Here is a 17,061-nt window from a genome sequence, read left to right on the forward strand (position 1 = left end):
CTGCGGGTGCTTTCATTTTGTTTAATCCAATTTTTCAATCTTGTCACCAGTGAGTACGAAATAAACATGCTCGGCGATATTCTTGACATGATCACCGATCCGTTCCAGATATTTGGCACATAATTGACTCTGTCCGGTGACGAACAAATCGGTTTCTTCGAATATATCGGAAGTCGTCACATGGACAAACAGGCTGTCTATATCTTCATCCCTCTCATAAACTTCTTCGCATAGGGAAGCATCCTGTTCCAAATAGGCGGTGAGGACATCTTTAAGCATCAGGGAAGCCAGCTGTTCCATCGTACTCAGACGGAGGAGCAGTTTTTCATTCGTGATTTTCACACGCTTCCTCACCTCTCCGAGATTTCCAATATTATCACTGATCCGCTCCAGGTCGTAGGCGATCTTGATGCTTGAGATGATGATTCTTGTATCCGTTGCAACAGGTGCCTGGGTCGTGATGAGTGTGACGGCATTCGAGTTGATATTGTATTCTTTCCTATTCACTTCCTTATCCCCCAAGACCAGTTCCCTCGCCGGGGTGATGTCTTCCATGCTGAGCACGCCGGTCACACCCTGGAGACGCTCATAGCATAGACGACCCAGCTCGATCACTTCATCCACAAGGGCCTGGAGTTCACCCGTATACTTTTCCCTGAAACCCACTTTATCCAAATCTTCCGGAGACATAGTCTTCAGTTCTCTGATCTCTCGGATTTTCGAAGATGATCTTAGTATCGTCATGTTCCACGACATACCCCTGATAGAAGAACGAGGTCGTATCCGATACTCTCGCTGCCTGCTGCATATTGTGAGTGACCACGATGAGGCTGTAATCTTTCTTGAGTTCGTGCATCAGGTCTTCCACTTTTGTCGTGGAAACGGGATCAAGTGCGCTGGTCGGTTCGTCCATCAAAATGACATCGGGTTCAGTGGCGAGCGCTCTCGCGATGCATACACGCTGCTGCTGCCCGCCTGAGAGGCCATAGGCATTTTCATTCAGACGGTCTTTGACCTCTTCCCATATTGCTGCATCACGTAAACTTTTCTCCACCACTTCATCAAGCACCTTCTTTTTACGGATGCCATGGACACGCGGGCCGTAAGCCACATTGTCATAAATCGATTTTGGAAATGGGTTTGGTTTCTGGAATACCATCCCGACTTTCGTCCTCAGTTCTTCCACGGTCATCTTCCTGTCGAAGATATTATTTTCCAGGTAGAGAATCTCGCCCTCGGTCCTGACGACAGGCACGAGCTCGACCATACGGTTCAATGCTTTGACGAATGTCGATTTGCCGCAGCCTGACGGCCCGATGATCGCTGAGATTTCATTCTGATTGAATGTCAGGTTGATATCCTGCAGGGCATGATTGTCCCCGTACCATAAGTTGAAGTTATTCGTTTTAAAAACGGGTTCTCTGATGCCATCGTCTGCTGCGCTGTCCCGGAATCTGTCTTCCACGACAGTGGTGCCTGCGGCTCGTGTTACAGTATTCTTTTCTTTTGTCATTATATTCACCATTGATTTTACCCCCAAATTAATAACGTTGCGAGAACTTGTAACGAATGAAGATCGCCACCGAGTTCATCAGGAGAAGTATTGCGAGCAATACTATGATGCCGGCTGCGGCCAAGTACTGGAATTCCTCCTGAGGCATTTTGATCCATGCATAAATCTGCATCGGCATGGCCTGGAAAGAGTCTAATACGCCGTCGGGTGTCACCAGCAGTGTCGTCGGCACACCAATGACGACAAGCGGAGCCGTTTCCCCGATTGCACGTGATATGGCGAGTATGATACCTGTAATGATGCCGGGTATCGCCGCCGGCAGGATGATCCTTGAAACCGTCTGCCATTTTGTCGCACCCATGCCGATGGATGCTTCACGCACCGAGGACGGCACGGAGCGGATGGCCTCCTGCGACGATACTACAATGACCGGAAGGATCATCAGTGCAAGGGTGAGCCCGGCAGCGAGTACAGAGTTTCCCATCGCCATGGCCCGGACGAAAATTGCGAGCCCCAGAAGTCCGAACACCACTGAAGGCACCCCCGCCAGGTTGGAGACGTTGATTTTAATGAAATCGGTCAATCTGTTTTTAGGTGCATATTCCTCCAGGTAAAGCGCAGTGGCGACCGACAGGAAAATTGCGGCCGGGACCGTCACGACCATCAGCCAGAGTGACCCGATGACCGCTCCGTAAAAGCCGGCAGATTCCACACGTGCGGAACTGAAGCTCGTCAGGAAATCCCAATCCAGATAACCGACAGCGTCCATCAGGGTGTCCACGATCAGAGTCACCAACACCACCAACCCGACTGTAGTACAGAGGAAGAAGGCCCATTTCATCGAATTATTCAGTGCCAGCCTGCCTGAACGTTTCCCGGCAATCACGCTTTTATCAATCAGCTGCATTTAATATTCCTCCCTGTAACGCTTAGTGATCCACTGTGATATTATATTCATTGCGAATGTAATGACGAATAATGTCATCCCCACTGCAAATAAACTGAAATAAAGGGACGAACCGTATGCCGCATCACCTGAAGTGATCTGGACTATGAAACCGGTCATCGTCTGCAGCGATGATGTGATGTCAAGACTCGCATTGGGCGTACTTCCCGCTGCAATCGATACGATCATCGTTTCGCCGATGGCCCTGGATACTGCAAGGACGATTGATGCGATGATTCCCGATACTGCAGCGGACAGGACAATCTTGAAAGTCGTCTCAAGCCTGGTTGCTCCCATGCCGAGCGATCCTTCGCGCATCGAGTTCGGCACTGCGCTCAGGGCGTCTTCACTCAGGCTCGCGATCATGGGGATGATCATGATCCCCACGACGAGACCGGCGCTGACCGCGTTGTAGAGAGAGATTTCAGACCAGATCGACTGAAGTACGGGAGTTACGAAATTGATTGCAAAAAAGCCGTATACGACCGTCGGTATGCCTGCAAGCACTTCGAGTACCGGTTTGATGACCTTCCTGAGACGTTCAGTTGCATATTCACTTAAGTAGATCGCCGCCCCGAGACCGACAGGGACTGCAAAGACCGTTGCGATCACGACGACTTTCAAAGTTCCCATTATAAGGGCCCATATACCGAACTCCGGCTCGGCACCGTAGGGGTTCCAGTCAGCGGATGTGATGAATGTAGTGAATGATTCTCTGCTGAAAAACTCCAGTGACTGGGATATCAACGTATAAAGGATGCCGATCGTCGCTAAAACTGAAACTGATGTAATCAGGAATAATATGACTGGAATCGACTTTTCGACGAATGCACCTTTATTGGATTTATTTTTTTGAATCATTTCTTGTATATTATAATTGCTCATGCTTTGCCTCCATTTCGTTCAAAAAGGACGGGGAGAATCATCCCGTCCATTTCAGGCCAATAATCTATATTGATTTGTGATCAGCTGTTGGGTAACTTATCGTACTCTTCCTGAATTGCCTCCTCTTCAAGTGGTACATAGCCTACCGCTTCTGCTGCATCCGCCGAGTTCACGATTACGAACTCCCAGAAAGTATGAAGTGTTTCATTATTCTCGAGCGCTTCAGTGGCTACATAAGAGTAAAGTGGACGGGCCAAAGGATAATCGAAACTCATGACATTTTCAAATGTAGGTTCCACAGCTTCCTCACTGTCAGGGCCCTGGATTGGCACAGCGTTCAAATTATCCTGGTTTTCGACATAGAACGCATACCCGAAGAATCCGATTGAATTAGGGTCACCAATTACGGAAGAGACGACCTGGTTCGTGTCCTGGATCAGTTCGGCGTCCACACCTTCTTCATCCATGACTTCTTCATTGAAGAAGTCGAACGTACCATGTGACTGATCAGGACCATATACGGAAATCGCTTCATCAGGGAAATCGTCACGTACGTCGGACCAGCTGGATGCTTCGCCACTGAAAATGGTGTGAAGTTCTTCAAAAGTCAAATAATCAACGAAGTCATTTTCAGGGTTGACCGCTACTGTCAGGCCGTCAGTCGCTATCAGGACTTCAGTGTAATCTATGTCTTCATCTGAAAGCTGCTGATCCTCTTCTTCACTGATCGGGCGTGAAGCGTTCGCAAACTGTGCAGAACCATCTATCAATGCACTGAAACCTGTGCCTGTTCCGTTTCCGCCAAGCTCAACAGGGACGCCATGTTCAGCATTGAAATCTTCCACTAGAACGTTAAGTATTGGGAATACTGTGGACGATCCTTCACCGACGATCTGCTCATCATCTTCGTTGACCCCACCCATTACAGCAGGACCACTGCCCTCAGATGATGCACTTTCGTCTTCAGAGCCTTCTTCCACCATTGACTCTTCTTCTGCTGTATCATCAGCAGACTCTTCAGTGGCTGTATCGTCTGCACTTTCCTCTTCAGACGCTTCCCCGCTGCCACAGGCAGCAAGAATGAACATCAAGCTCATAAGCAATGCTGCAAGAAACAAGCTCTTCTTCATACTAAAATTCCTCCATTTGTCGATGTAGTAACTGATGTTACATACATACAATAACGGTTGAATGTAAATGTGTAATGAACGGATTGTAAAGTTTGTGTAAATTTCCGGAGCATTAAAAAACCTTTCAGAATATAATCTGAAAGGTTTAGTAATCCCCGTATTCCAATTGTGGGTAGAACCAGCCCACATCATAATCGAAGGGTGCCTCCGCCTCGTGGCCGTACTTCAATTCATAGAACTTGTTGACCACGTCCGCACCGAAGTACTGTGCCGGGAAGAAGGGTATGGTATAAGGCATATTCGGGAATATGACTGAAAATGCCATATCCGGATCGTCATACGGGGCATAACCAAGGTATGTCTGGTTGAATACACCATCTCCATCTTTATAAGTTTCCGCTGTACCCGTCTTGCCCGCCGCTTTCGGCTCCAATTCGTGATAAGCATCCCAACCGGTCCCGTAGCGGTCCGTCGATTGGTCATGGGTGTTGAACACATCGTAGAAACCGTCATGCACCTGCTGCCATTCCTCTTCTGAAATATTGACGTTGTTCAATACAGTCGGATTGAATGTTTTCAATACCGGGCCGTCTTCATTCATGTTGCTGCCCCTCACCTCTTTTGCAAGGCTGTGCTCCATCCTTTTGCCGCCTGTTGCTATGGTCGAGACATATTGGCTCAGTTGCAGTGCAGAATATGTGTCGTACTGGCCAATGGACAGGGATAGATAATTGTTGGCAGGGTACTGACCGAAATCCGGCGAAAGTCCCAGTGCCTCATTCGGCAGGTCGATGCCTGTGGAGACGCCGAGGCCGAACTGGCTGAATCCGTTCCTCAATTTCTGGCCTGCTCCAGTAATGTCATGGGGCAGTGACATACCTTCCTCATATTCGATACCGGCGAGCCTCAAAGCGACCTTGTACATATACACGTTTGACGACACCATCAGTGCCTCCTGATCATCAATCGGAATCTTTGAGTCCCTGTTGAAGAAGGAGGTCCTCGGATTGTCACCGCTGAAGCGGAGCGGCTCATCGAGCAAGACTTCCCCGGGATCGAGCACATCTTCCTGGTAACCCGTCACGATGGTCGCACCTTTGATCGAGGATCCGGGTACAAATGTTGAAGTCAACGTTCCATAATGGAAGTCGACGATGTCACCATCTTGGTCAATCTGCTTGCCGACCATGGCCAGGACATCACCGTTATTGGGATCTTGTACGACCAGCAGTACGGTATCCAAATGTTCAGGAATGATCGTGTAATCTATCTCGCCCGTCACTGCATCACGCGCATTGACATCTTCGGCAAGTTCTCTCAGTGACATGAGATGATGCTCTGCGAGTCCTTCCAGTTCGAGCTGCAGTTCTATATCAATGGTCAGATATAAGTCATCGCCCGGCTCACCGCTTTCCACCGTTTCCTGGTCGATGATCCTCCCGGATTTATCCGTTGAATATTTCACCTGCTCTTTTTCACCTCTGAGCACATCCTCATACTGCCGCTCGAGATAAGTCTTTCCGACCCTGTCGTTTCTGGAATAGCCCTGAGCCAGATATTCTTCAAGCAGTTCCCTCGGGACCCCTTCATCCGGTGAAGAAACCTCCCCGAAAATGACCTTGAGCGTACTGTCATACGGATAGTACCTTTCCCAGTCCATTCCTGTGGAAATACCTTCAAGGTCATCCAGGGCAGCATTGACACTTGCGAATTCCTCTTCCGTCACGCCTTCATTCTTGATGATGGCCGGATTGAGTTCAGGTGCGTTCACCATCTCCACATAAATGCCGAGAATATTCAGGTCCTCCTCCGATAAAAGTTCATCGACGAAACCTTCATCCGCCCTGTTGTAAAATTCTTCGTTGAAATCAGCTCTGCTGATATTGCCGTCCTGGAGCAGAGTGTATTCATCACTCATCAAAGAGGCAACTTCGTCATGATAATGATTAATGACAAAATCCTGCTTGTCCCTGAGGGAAATCATGTCCACATCCATATGTATGTATTCACTTAACTGCTCTGCCACGTCCATGATTTCCGAATTGTTCATATTCCTGTGACGTGTAAAATAAATCGCCGGTCTGGATTCGTTGCCGACCAGCAGATTTCCATTCCGGTCATAGATTTCACCACGGGGGACACTCTGGTTGATTTCAACATATTGTGCGTTCTCAATCTCTTCCTGGTATTCATCGCCCTGTACAATCTGCAGGTACCCCAGCCTGAATATCAATATCAGGCACAGAAAGAATATTATGGATATGATGATATTTATCCTGGCCTTCAATGTTTGCCTGTTCAATGCCTCTAAACTTTTCACTTTTGCTCTTTTCAATGGACTTCATCCCTCAATACAAAAATACTAAAGTTATTCTATCACAGCCGCGATTTTATAGATATAAAAAAGACGGGACACGGGTCCCGTCTTTGACTGTTTTATAATTATTTAGCCGCTTTATAAAGTTCGTTCACTTTCTCCCAGTTAACGACGTTCCAGAATGCTTTAAGGTACTCCGGACGCTTGTTCTGATACTTGAGGTAGTATGCATGTTCCCATACGTCTACGCCAAGTACAGGCGTTTTACCATCTGTAATCGGGTTATCCTGGTTTGGTGTGGAAACGACTTCAAGTTCTCCGTTATTAACAACCAGCCAAGCCCAGCCTGAACCAAACTGGCCGGCACCCGCCGCTTCAAATTTTTCTTTGAAAGCATCCAATGAACCGAATTTGGATTCGATTGCATCTTTGATTTCGCCGCTTGGCTCAGCAGCATCAGGAGTCAGCATTTCCCAGAATAATGAGTGGTTATAATGTCCGCCGCCGTTATTGCGTACCGCAGTCTTGATATCTTCAGGTGCTGAATTCAAATTCTTGATCACTTCTTCAATATCCTTGGATTCAAGGTCCGTCCCCTTAACTGCATCATTCAGCTTGGTGACATAAGTGTTGTGGTGCTTAGAATGGTGAATTTCCATAGTTTCTTTGTCAATGTGTGGTTCCAATGCATCATATGCATAAGGTAATTCTGGTAGTTCAAAAGCCATAGTTAATTCCCCTCCAATAAGATTTTACATATTAAATATACCAAGTCAGTCTGAGAATAACAAATGAATTGTTCCTGCTGCATTATAATCATACCTTTGTATGATTGTTTATAAACATCCAGACGATGCCGGATTGCCTCCACATATGGAAATCAAGTTTCCCGTTTGGAGAAATAATGGACTAAACGATTCGTAACAGTTACATTTCACAGTCATATCTAGTATAATAACAGATGATTTAAGAAAGTATTTATATGAGGAGTTTGGATATGTCTGAAATAACACATCGTACTAAAACAAGACAGGTGAAAGTCGGCGACGTGACCATCGGCGGCGAAGACCAGATTGTCATTCAGAGCATGACAACGACCAAAACACATGATGTGGAAGCGACTGTCGCTGAGATCCACCGTTTAGAGGAAGCCGGATGTCAGATTGTCCGAGTGGCATGCCCGAGAGAAGAAGATGCTTTAGCGATCCCCGAAATAAAAAAACAGATTAATATACCACTCGTGGTCGATATACATTTTGATTACAAACTTGCGCTGCTGGCTGTAGAGGGCGGCGCGGATAAAATCCGCATCAACCCGGGCAACATCGGTCGGCGTGAACGTGTGGAGGAAGTCGTCAAAGCATGTAAGGAAAAAGGCATACCAATCCGCATTGGCGTCAACGCGGGCAGCCTTGAGCGGCACATCATCAAGAAATACGGCTACCCTACTGCTGACGGTATGGTGGAAAGTGCACTGCACCACATCAAAATTCTTGAAGACCTCGATTTCCACGACATCATCGTTTCGATGAAGGCGTCGGATGTCAATCTCGCTATCGAAGCATATACCAAAGCGGCCAAAGCTTTTGATTATCCCCTGCACCTCGGGATTACAGAGAGCGGAACTTTATTCGCCGGCACGGTCAAAAGTGCTGCAGGGCTCGGTGCCATCATCTCACAGGGCATCGGAAACACGCTCAGGATTTCATTGTCGGCCGACCCGGTGGAGGAAGTCAAGGTTGCCAAAGAACTCCTGAAATCCTATGGTCTTGCCAGCAATGCAGCGACACTGATCGCCTGTCCGACATGCGGCAGGATAGAAATCGATCTTATTTCCATAGCGAATGAAGTGGAAGAGTACATTTCAACGATCAAGGCACCAATTAAAGTTGCCGTACTCGGATGTGCCGTCAATGGTCCCGGTGAAGCCCGTGAGGCAGATATCGGCATAGCCGGTGCACGCGGTGAAGGCCTGCTCTTCATGCATGGCGAGACGGTAAGGAAAGTCCCTGAGGAAACGATGGTCGATGAGCTTAAAAAGGAAATCGACATTCTGGCAGAGGCACATTATGAAAAAGAACGCCTGGCCAAAGAGGAAGCAGCCAGCAAATAGAAATCAAATAAAAGGAGCGTGGACACTGAGTCTGTCCACGCTCCTTTTATTCGTATGGTGTTTAATCAGGCAACACTTTTACATTCCCTGCACAGGCCGTAAAGCTCCACTTTATGACTGGTGATTTCTACACCCTCAAGCTCACCCTGCCAAGTCTCCACCGGGCAATAATGAATCACTTTTGTATTGCCGCACTCTTCGCATATAAAATGATGATGATGATGATCTGTACAAGAAATCTTGAACTGCATCTCGCCTTCAAGATTGGTATTTTCCAACACATCAATTTCCTTAAGAGTGTACAGATTCCGGTATATCGTGTCATAACTTAAACCTGGATATTTTTCGTAAAGCTTCTCCTGGACTTCTTTTGCACTCAAATAACGGTTTTCACTCAAAAATAATTCAATCATGGTCATTCTTTTCTCTGTGACCTTCAATCCGTTATCCCTGAGTCTGTCCCGGTACTTCTTCATTTCTTCCGCCATTCCTGCTCACCCCCAACTTATTAAGAATAATGGTGCCCATCAATATCAATATGGATACTAAGACTATGGTTCCGCCCGGAGAGATATTCAAATGATAGCTCAAGAACAGACCGCTGATGACTGCAGTCTCCCCGAAGATTACACTCAAAATCATCAACTGCTTAAAACTTGATGTAATCCTCATCGCACTGGCTACAGGCAGTGTCATCAGTGCACTGACCATCAATATGCCGACGATCCTCATCGAAGCACTGATCACCAGTGCGACAACGATGATGAATGCAATATAAATCCAACGGTTGACATTCATGACATTTGCATACTCTTCATCGAATGAAACCATGAAAAGTTCTTTATACAGTAAAAAAATGAATAAGATGACAATAATGCCTATACTCACTATCAGAATCAGATCATTCATGCTGACAGCACTGATACTGCCGAATAAGTAGCCGAATAAATCCTGGTTGAACCCGTTCGCCAGGGATAGAAATACGATTCCTACGGCAATACCAAGGCTCATTATGATGGGAATCGCCAGTTCCTGATAATGTTTATAAACGCTGCGCAGCCTCTCGATCCCCAGCGCGCCCAGAATGGAGAAAATAATTCCGGTTATGAGCGGGTTGATTGTGAATGTGAAGAGGGTGGAGAGATATACACCGAAGGCAATCCCTCCAAGAGTCACGTGACTCAACGCATCCGCTATCAGCGATAATCTTCTGATGACGATGAATGTGCCGATCAAGGGCGCTATCAGTCCCGCAACGATGCCGCTTATGAATGAATATCTTATAAATTCATAATCAAGGAGTGCCTCGATCATATACAGCACTCCCTGTCATGATCATGGCTCACGAGCTGAAGAGGAAAACCATAAATTTTTGACAATTCGGCTTCGCCAAGATTTTTAAACTCATGGTTGGTTCCATGGAAATGAAGATGTTCATTCAGGCACGCGACCTCATCAGCGTTATCGACTACGACCCCGATATCGTGCGTCACCAAAAGTATGGTGACCGACCGCTCTTTCAGCTTCAATAAAACTTCATAAAATTCTTTGACATGCCTGTTATCTATGCCGACCGTCGGTTCATCAAGCACAAGGATCGACGGATCATTCACCAGCGCTCTGGCGATGAAGACCCGCTGGGTCTGGCCGCCGGACAAGGAAGATATATTTTTGTCTTTGAGGTGTCCTATATCAAGCATCCCCAGCACTTCGTCAAGCCTGTCCCTGTCTTTTTTAGTGAACCTTTTGAACAGCCCCTTTTGTTTGGTGAGCCCGCTCATGACGACTTCGCTGACCGAGGCAGGGAAACCTTTTGCGAAACTGTTGGATTTTTGGGAGACATATCCTATTTCCTGTCCGGCCTTATATCTCCTCGAACTTTGACCATTGATATAGATTTCTCCCTGCTGAGGTTTCAGTACGCCGAGAATCAATTTGATCAAAGTCGTCTTACCGGAGCCGTTCGGACCGACCAGAGCCACAAAGTCGCCCTTATCTATCTTCAAATTTATATTCTTCAGTGCAGGTGTATGCTCAAGTTTATCTTTATAGGTGTATGATATATCTTTAATTTCAAAGACTGGTTCAGCCATCTTCTCGCCCCTTTAAAATACGATCATCTTATTATATAGGAATGGTTACGGTTTGTAAATAGGAATGATTACGAAAAAGCCGCAGCGTAAAAATGCTGCGGCTTTTTATTATTCTGCTTCCGCCATCACCGGATTGATTTCTTTGAGCAGATCCGGATTGAATTCCCCATCTTTTATCATGTCGATTTCATGTTTGTACGGCGGTTTCTTATTCTTCTTATCCGTACCCACAAAAGGCGTTTCCAGGATTTTTGGCAGTGCCTTGAACTCCGGGTGGTTGATGATATAATTCAGGGCATCGAAGCCGATATGGCCGAACCCGATATTCTCATGGCGGTCCTTATGGGCCCCTGCAGGGTTTTTGGAATCATTCACATGGATCACCTTGATTCTGTCTATCCCGATGATTTTGTCGAATGCTTCCAGCACCCCGTCAAAATCATTGACGATGTCATAACCTGCGTCATGAACATGGCATGTATCGAAACAGACACTGAGGCGTTCGTTGTTTCCGACACCGTCGATGATCTTTGCAAGCTCTTCAAAATTCCTGCCGACTTCCGAGCCTTTTCCTGCCATGGTTTCAAGGGCAATCTGAACATCCTGTTTCACACTCAGCGTTTCATTCAGCCCTTTGATGATGGAGTTTACGCCTTCCTCGGCGCCGGCACCGACATGGCTTCCAGGATGAAGTACAATCTGTTTGGCACCGAGATGTTCCGTCCGCACGATCTCCTCCTGCAAAAATTCCACACCGTGCTCAAAAACACCATCCCGCACAGTGTTGGCAATATTGATGATGTACGGCGCATGGACCACGATATTGGACATGCCGTGCGCCTCCATATGCGCCTTCCCCGCTTCGATGTTCAAGTCTTCAATCTTTTTCCTTCTTGTATTTTGCGGCGCTCCTGTATAAATCATGAATGTATTGGCACCGTAATCTGCAGCAGATTCACTCGCTGCCTCAAGCATCTTTTTACCACTCATGGAAACGTGTGACCCTATTAACATATTACCATCCTTAACCGATTATTTTTTTCTCTTCACTGATTTGGCATGCTGTCTTCTTGCTTTCTGCTTCAGTTCGCCAAGCTCCCTGGACATCTTCTTTTTGTAGCCAGGTTTGACCTTTTTCGGCTTCCTCACTTTATGTTTGAGGTCCTGTCCGATATCTTTCTGGACCTTTTTCCTGTTGGTGCGTTCAGTCCTTGATTTGATCGGTTGCAGTTCTCCCCGTCTGACGTCCTCATGCCTGAACTCATAGCCCTTTTTCTCGAGCTGATCGATCAGACTTTCTTCTTCAGGCGTATAGATTGTGATCGCCACACCTTCATATTGACCGCGTCCGACACGCCCCACACGATGCGTGAAAAACTCGATGTCTTTTGGGATATCGTAGTTGATCACATGGGAAGCACCGTCGATGTCCAGGCCGCGTGAAGCCAGGTCGCTTGCTATGACCCATTCATACTTCAATTCCCGGATATTTTTGATTTCTTTCGTCCTTTCACGGGGTTTCAGCCCGCCATGAAAGATGCCGACCTTCAGGTTTTCACTTCTTAAATATTCGAAGAGTTCGTCTGCACGTGTTTTGGAATTTGCAAATATTATTCCGATGTACGGGGTGATGACTTCTGTCAGTTCCTTGACTTTGGCCATCTTATCGTCCCCTTTTACAGGGACAAGCAGATATTCTATGGAAGCTTTGTTTTTGGGCTGATCGACGATGACCGTTTCGACATGGCCGATATATTTTTGCAGGAACTGCTGAAGCATTACCGGGATTGTTGCCGAGAACACAAGGAACTGCGCCTCCTCCTGCAATGCATTCGCAAGTATATCCACATCCTCAAGGAAACCGAGGTCTATCATCAAATCCGCTTCATCGATGACTATGGACTTCGACTGCCGGAGTCTCAGTGCACCATCCTGCATCAGCTCCCTGACCCGTGTCGGTGTGCCGATGACGATTTGAGGCGACTTTTCAGCTTTTTCCAGATCTTTGTTGAAATCTGTACCGCCGATGAACAAAGTCGTTCTAATATCTTCGTAATGCTTCAGTATCTCATTGGTCATCTGGAACAGCTGGCTTGCAAGTTCCCTTGTGGGTGCAAGAATTATGGATTGAGTCGAATGTTGACCGGTATCTATACTTTCAATGATCGGCAGTAAGAAAGCATGTGACTTACCACTGCCGGTTTCACTCATCGCGACGACGTTCTCCCCTTTTTGGACTTTGGGGATGACTTTCTCCTGGACCAGTGTCGGATGGGTGAAATGTATTGATTCTATGGCTTCGAGTAATGAATCATTGAATTTGAAACGTTTAAATGCGTGACTCATAGTATCACCTTTTCATTTTTGAATTCGACTTCAATTATAACTGAAATACGCGATACATGCTATAATGTAATTTCGGACTTCATGATGATTTTAATTATATGCCGGAACAGGTATAATGATTGTTGAGGAGGAATGAACTCTATGGATATTATTAAAATAACACCACGTGGTTATTGTTACGGCGTGGTCGATGCGATGGTGATCGCCAGGAACGCATCGATGGACAAGTCGTTGCCAAGGCCGATATATATATTAGGAATGATTGTGCACAACAAACATGTGACGGATGCTTTTGAAGAGGATGGCATCGTCACCCTTGACGGGCCGAACAGACTGGAGATCCTTGAAGGAATCAACGAAGGTACTGTGATTTTCACGGCGCACGGGGTATCACCCGAAGTTAAAAAGCGGGCAAAAGAAAAAGGGTTGACCTGCATTGATGCAACATGTCCCGATGTCCAGGTGACACATGATCTGATACGCGACAAGACGGAAAAAGGTTATGATGTCGTCTATATCGGTAAAAAGGGCCATCCCGAACCTGAAGGTGCGGTCGGTGTAAACCCGGAACACGTTCATCTCGTCGAGACGATGGATGACATTGATTTACTCCCTGAAGTGCTGCACGAAAGGAAAATCGTCGTCACCAACCAGACGACGATGAGCCAGTGGGACGTCAGTCACCTGATGGATGAATTGAAGTCAAGATACCCGCACATCGAAGTCCAGCAGGAAATCTGCATGGCGACCCAGGTCCGCCAGGAGGCGGTGGCGGAACAGGCGAACCAGGCAGAGCTGCTGATCGTCGTGGGTGATCCGAAAAGCAACAACTCCAACAGGCTCGCACAGGTCTCCAAGGAAATCGCACACACGAATGCATACCGCATCAGTTCCCTGAGTGAACTCGATACGGAGTGGCTGAAGGGCATCAATTCCGTCGCAGTTACTGCCGGCGCTTCCACCCCGACACCGATCGTCAGGGAAGTGATCGAGTATTTGAACAAATACAACGAAGAATCATATGAAGCACCGGAATCAAGAGTTCCGAAGGACAAAATCCTGCCTAAAATAAAAAAACCGAAACCGGTTGAAATCATGAAATGATATAGTATTGATAAAGGAGCATTCTTCCAGTCCACCTGGATGAATGCTCCTTTGCTTTCCATACTATATATATTTTGCGCGTATCCTCTGCGATATATTCTCGACAACGAGGACGAGTATTAAAATGATGATTATGATCATCAGCGCCTGATCGAAGTTCCTCAATGACATCTGTGCACTGAGTTCAACACCGATGCCCCCTGCACCGACTAGGCCGAGAACGGTCGCACCCCTGATTGACTTCTCCAGCGCAAACAGGCTTGTTCCCACGAATGACGGGGTGGCCTGAGGCAGGACTGAACCCGTGATGACGCCGAAGTATCCCGATCCTGTGGATTCAAGTGCCTCTTTAGGCTTTTTATCCAGTTCGTCAATCCTTTCGGAGAAGAATCTGGCACAAAATCCGATTGTGTCGATTGTAATCGTCAATATCCCCGCAAAAGGACCGAGCCCTACAGCGATCACGAAAAGCAATGCCCATACCAGGTCCGGCACCGTCCTCATGACCGTGACCGCACCTTTCGTCAAGGAGCGCAGGAATGAAAAAGAGTTCGTCGTTTTGGAAGACAGAAGCGCCACTGGGATCGATATGATCACACCCGCGAAAGTACCGACAAGGGCCATTTCAAAAGTTTCAATCATGGCACTCATTATGGGACCGAAGCGGCTGAAATCAGGGGGGAAAGCCTGTGCCAAAAAATCCCCGATATTCATGATTCCGCCTGTGATCCGGCTAAATGTGATATTTGCATTGTTGATCCCTGTTACAAGAAATGCAAGGACGATGAGTATAAGTATAAAAGACCATATCGACGGCTTTTCAAATCTTTTCGGAGGCTTTGGACTCATGAGCTTTTGGCCTCCTGTTCAATATGCTGTGATGTCTCATCGGAAGATGCTTCCTCTGGACCGGCATTACCAAACAGTGCCGTCTCAAAATTCTCATCGATGACCGTGACATCACCATCGGCAAACACTTCACCATTCTTCAATGCGATGAAACGGTCAGCATATTTTTTCGCTATCGGCAGCTGATGCAGGATCATCAACAATGTGATGTTCCTCTCTTCAGCGATGCCCTTCAGCAGCTCCATGACCTCCCTGCCGGCTTTCGGATCCAGGCTTGCTATCGGTTCATCCGCCAAAATGATTTCAGGATCCTGCATCAGCATCCTGGCGATGGCAATGCGCTGTTTCTGACCGCCTGAAAGCCGGTCTGCCCGTCTTTCCGACAGATGGGCAAGCCCCACCCTGTCCAGGCATTCCATTGCGCGCTCCCTGAGGGCATCTGAAGCAAATAAGCTGTAGGTTGCCGGTGCAAACTTAACCTGCCCCAATGCACCGAACAATACATTTTGAAAAACCGAGACATTATCGACAAGACCAAAAGCCTGGAATACCATACCGACCTTTTTCCTCGTCTCGCGCAGATGATTCCGCTTCCCGGCATCCACTCCCCGTCCAAGCAATTTGACGGAACCTTCGGTCGGTTCCTCAAACCCGGTCAATGTACGGAACAGGGTGGACTTCCCGGAGCCGTTATGCCCAAGTATCACTATGCTCTCGCCTGTTTTAATGGTGAAGGAAATCCCATTCAATGCAACATCTCGCTGATTATATACTTTTCTGATCTGGTTCACTTCGATGGCATTCATTTTATTCCTCGATTTCCAGACCTAAAATCTCATAAGTTTCCCTCATATTATCGTAATCTTCATCAGAAGCTTCGATGATTCCGCCATCTTCATATTTATCATTCTCTTCGCTTGATAATATGGCATTAAGCACTTCTTCTTCATTTTCCATCAGGATGTTCAGGAACTCATCCTTGAACGCCTGAGGCAGTGTATCATTCAAAATGAATGGGTCTGCAGGCAGCGGCTCCCCTTCATAGATCAGCCTGTATTCATCTCCAAGCCCTTCCTCCTGGATGGTATGCCAATGTTTGACGCCGTCCGCCATGACATCGACCTCACCGTTCAAAAGTGATTCCAGCGCATTGTCCCCCAGCAGTTGAATATCGAAATCCGCATCCAGATCATAACCCTCGTCCACCAGTATGCCGCTGGGACCGATATGACCTGATGTCGAGCCGGTATCTTTCATGGCTATCGTTTTACCCACTGCATCGTCCAGTGATTCTATCCCGCTTTCTTCGCTTGCGATGAAGACGACATGATAATGTCCCTCGGCCCTATGGACGCCGCCGGCAAGCTCGATTTCGGGTTTCGCTTCTTTTGATAATATGTATTCAGAGGGTCCGGACAGTACGATGTCCACCTGGTCGTATTCCAGTGCCGTGGAAGAGACGGTCCTGTCGGAAAGTGCAAACAGTTCAACATCCGTATCAAGCATGTCTTCCATTGTCTCCTCGAATGCTTCAAAGCGCAGCAGCAATTCTTCCTGCCCTTCGATGCCCGCTACAGCAAATGATACAGATTCAGGCCAGTCATCACCGCGTGCCTCCCCGTCACCGTCTGAAGCATCCACGGCATCTCCCGCTTCAGTCTGCCCGCTGCAGGCAGCGAGGACAGCCGTAAATAGTATCCCCATCAACAATAAAGAAATTCTTTTCATAAAAAACCCTCCTAAATATGATTACTGTTCCACATAT

Annotated in this window: 17 protein-coding genes; 2 read left to right on the forward strand and 15 right to left on the reverse strand. The window is 47.2% G+C overall.

Annotated elements, in window-relative coordinates; genetic code table 11:
• Positions 1-21: 21 nt before the first annotated feature.
• The 7 genes from phoU to BUA12_RS02325 all read right to left on the reverse strand — a co-directional run bounded on the left by phoU (position 22) and on the right by BUA12_RS02325 (position 7,519).
• Entirely contained in the window at positions 22-690 is a 669-nt protein-coding gene (gene phoU / locus BUA12_RS02295; protein WP_072707891.1) for a phosphate signaling complex protein PhoU, read from the reverse strand.
• Positions 668-1,525 carry a phosphate ABC transporter ATP-binding protein PstB gene (gene pstB / locus BUA12_RS02300; protein WP_072707893.1) on the reverse strand — a complete coding sequence of 286 codons (858 nt, stop codon included), beginning with the start codon at positions 1,523-1,525 and terminating at the stop codon, positions 668-670. Before pstB ends, phoU begins: the two co-directional genes overlap by 23 nt.
• 16 nt (positions 1,526-1,541) lie before the next feature.
• Complete coding sequence (pstA, locus tag BUA12_RS02305; protein WP_072707895.1) at positions 1,542-2,420, reverse strand: phosphate ABC transporter permease PstA; 879 nt, start codon at positions 2,418-2,420, stop codon at positions 1,542-1,544.
• Positions 2,421-3,344: a phosphate ABC transporter permease subunit PstC gene (gene pstC, locus BUA12_RS02310; RefSeq protein WP_072707897.1), complete on the reverse strand. Its 924-nt coding sequence runs from the start codon at positions 3,342-3,344 to the stop codon at positions 2,421-2,423.
• Positions 3,345-3,424: 80 nt separating this feature from the next.
• A complete protein-coding gene (locus tag BUA12_RS02315; protein ID WP_072707899.1) occupies positions 3,425-4,474 on the reverse strand; it encodes a PstS family phosphate ABC transporter substrate-binding protein in 1,050 nt (349 codons plus the stop codon).
• Between the two features lie 145 nt (positions 4,475-4,619).
• Positions 4,620-6,809 carry a peptidoglycan D,D-transpeptidase FtsI family protein gene (locus BUA12_RS02320; protein ID WP_072707901.1) on the reverse strand — a complete coding sequence of 730 codons (2,190 nt, stop codon included), beginning with the start codon at positions 6,807-6,809 and terminating at the stop codon, positions 4,620-4,622.
• Between the two features lie 107 nt (positions 6,810-6,916).
• Positions 6,917-7,519: a superoxide dismutase gene (locus BUA12_RS02325; protein WP_072707903.1), complete on the reverse strand. Its 603-nt coding sequence runs from the start codon at positions 7,517-7,519 to the stop codon at positions 6,917-6,919.
• Between the two features lie 269 nt (positions 7,520-7,788).
• Between BUA12_RS02325 and ispG the strand changes: the two genes are divergently transcribed.
• Positions 7,789-8,904, forward strand: coding sequence for a flavodoxin-dependent (E)-4-hydroxy-3-methylbut-2-enyl-diphosphate synthase (gene ispG / locus BUA12_RS02330; RefSeq protein ID WP_072707905.1), 1,116 nt, complete (start codon positions 7,789-7,791; stop codon positions 8,902-8,904).
• Positions 8,905-8,969: 65 nt separating this feature from the next.
• Here ispG and BUA12_RS02335 read toward each other — a convergent pair whose 3' ends face one another.
• The 5 genes from BUA12_RS02335 to BUA12_RS02355 all read right to left on the reverse strand — a co-directional run bounded on the left by BUA12_RS02335 (position 8,970) and on the right by BUA12_RS02355 (position 13,343).
• Positions 8,970-9,392 carry a Fur family transcriptional regulator gene (locus BUA12_RS02335; RefSeq protein ID WP_084669834.1) on the reverse strand — a complete coding sequence of 141 codons (423 nt, stop codon included), beginning with the start codon at positions 9,390-9,392 and terminating at the stop codon, positions 8,970-8,972.
• The gene (locus BUA12_RS02340) at positions 9,349-10,218 is read right to left on the reverse strand and encodes a metal ABC transporter permease (protein ID WP_072707907.1); all 870 of its coding nucleotides are present in this window, start codon (positions 10,216-10,218) and stop codon (positions 9,349-9,351) included. The genes BUA12_RS02335 and BUA12_RS02340 overlap by 44 nt, the downstream gene beginning before the upstream one ends.
• Positions 10,215-10,997 (reverse strand): metal ABC transporter ATP-binding protein, encoded by a 783-nt coding sequence (locus BUA12_RS02345; RefSeq protein WP_072707909.1) that lies wholly within the window; start codon positions 10,995-10,997, stop codon positions 10,215-10,217. The genes BUA12_RS02340 and BUA12_RS02345 overlap by 4 nt, the downstream gene beginning before the upstream one ends.
• Positions 10,998-11,105: 108 nt before the next feature.
• Positions 11,106-12,011 (reverse strand): deoxyribonuclease IV, encoded by a 906-nt coding sequence (locus BUA12_RS02350; RefSeq protein WP_072707911.1) that lies wholly within the window; start codon positions 12,009-12,011, stop codon positions 11,106-11,108.
• An 18-nt stretch (positions 12,012-12,029) separates the two neighbouring features.
• Positions 12,030-13,343, reverse strand: a complete 1,314-nt coding sequence (locus BUA12_RS02355; protein ID WP_072707913.1) for a DEAD/DEAH box helicase — start codon at positions 13,341-13,343, stop codon at positions 12,030-12,032.
• Positions 13,344-13,484: 141 nt separating this feature from the next.
• Between BUA12_RS02355 and BUA12_RS02360 the strand changes: the two genes are divergently transcribed.
• A complete protein-coding gene (locus BUA12_RS02360; RefSeq protein ID WP_072707915.1) occupies positions 13,485-14,447 on the forward strand; it encodes a 4-hydroxy-3-methylbut-2-enyl diphosphate reductase in 963 nt (320 codons plus the stop codon).
• 63 nt (positions 14,448-14,510) lie between these two features.
• Here BUA12_RS02360 and phnE read toward each other — a convergent pair whose 3' ends face one another.
• The 3 genes from phnE to phnD are packed head-to-tail and all read right to left on the reverse strand — an operon-like array spanning position 14,511 to position 17,024.
• Entirely contained in the window at positions 14,511-15,296 is a 786-nt protein-coding gene (phnE, locus tag BUA12_RS02365) for a phosphonate ABC transporter, permease protein PhnE (protein ID WP_072707917.1), read from the reverse strand.
• Positions 15,293-16,102: a phosphonate ABC transporter ATP-binding protein gene (phnC, locus tag BUA12_RS02370; RefSeq protein WP_072707919.1), complete on the reverse strand. Its 810-nt coding sequence runs from the start codon at positions 16,100-16,102 to the stop codon at positions 15,293-15,295. The genes phnE and phnC overlap by 4 nt, the downstream gene beginning before the upstream one ends.
• Before the next feature lies 1 nt (position 16,103).
• A complete protein-coding gene (gene phnD, locus BUA12_RS02375; protein WP_072707921.1) occupies positions 16,104-17,024 on the reverse strand; it encodes a phosphate/phosphite/phosphonate ABC transporter substrate-binding protein in 921 nt (306 codons plus the stop codon).
• Positions 17,025-17,061 lie beyond the last annotated feature (37 nt).

Source organism: Lacicoccus alkaliphilus DSM 16010 (assembly GCF_900142805.1).
In the GTDB taxonomy this organism is placed as follows: Bacteria; Bacillota; Bacilli; order Staphylococcales; family Salinicoccaceae; genus Lacicoccus; species Lacicoccus alkaliphilus.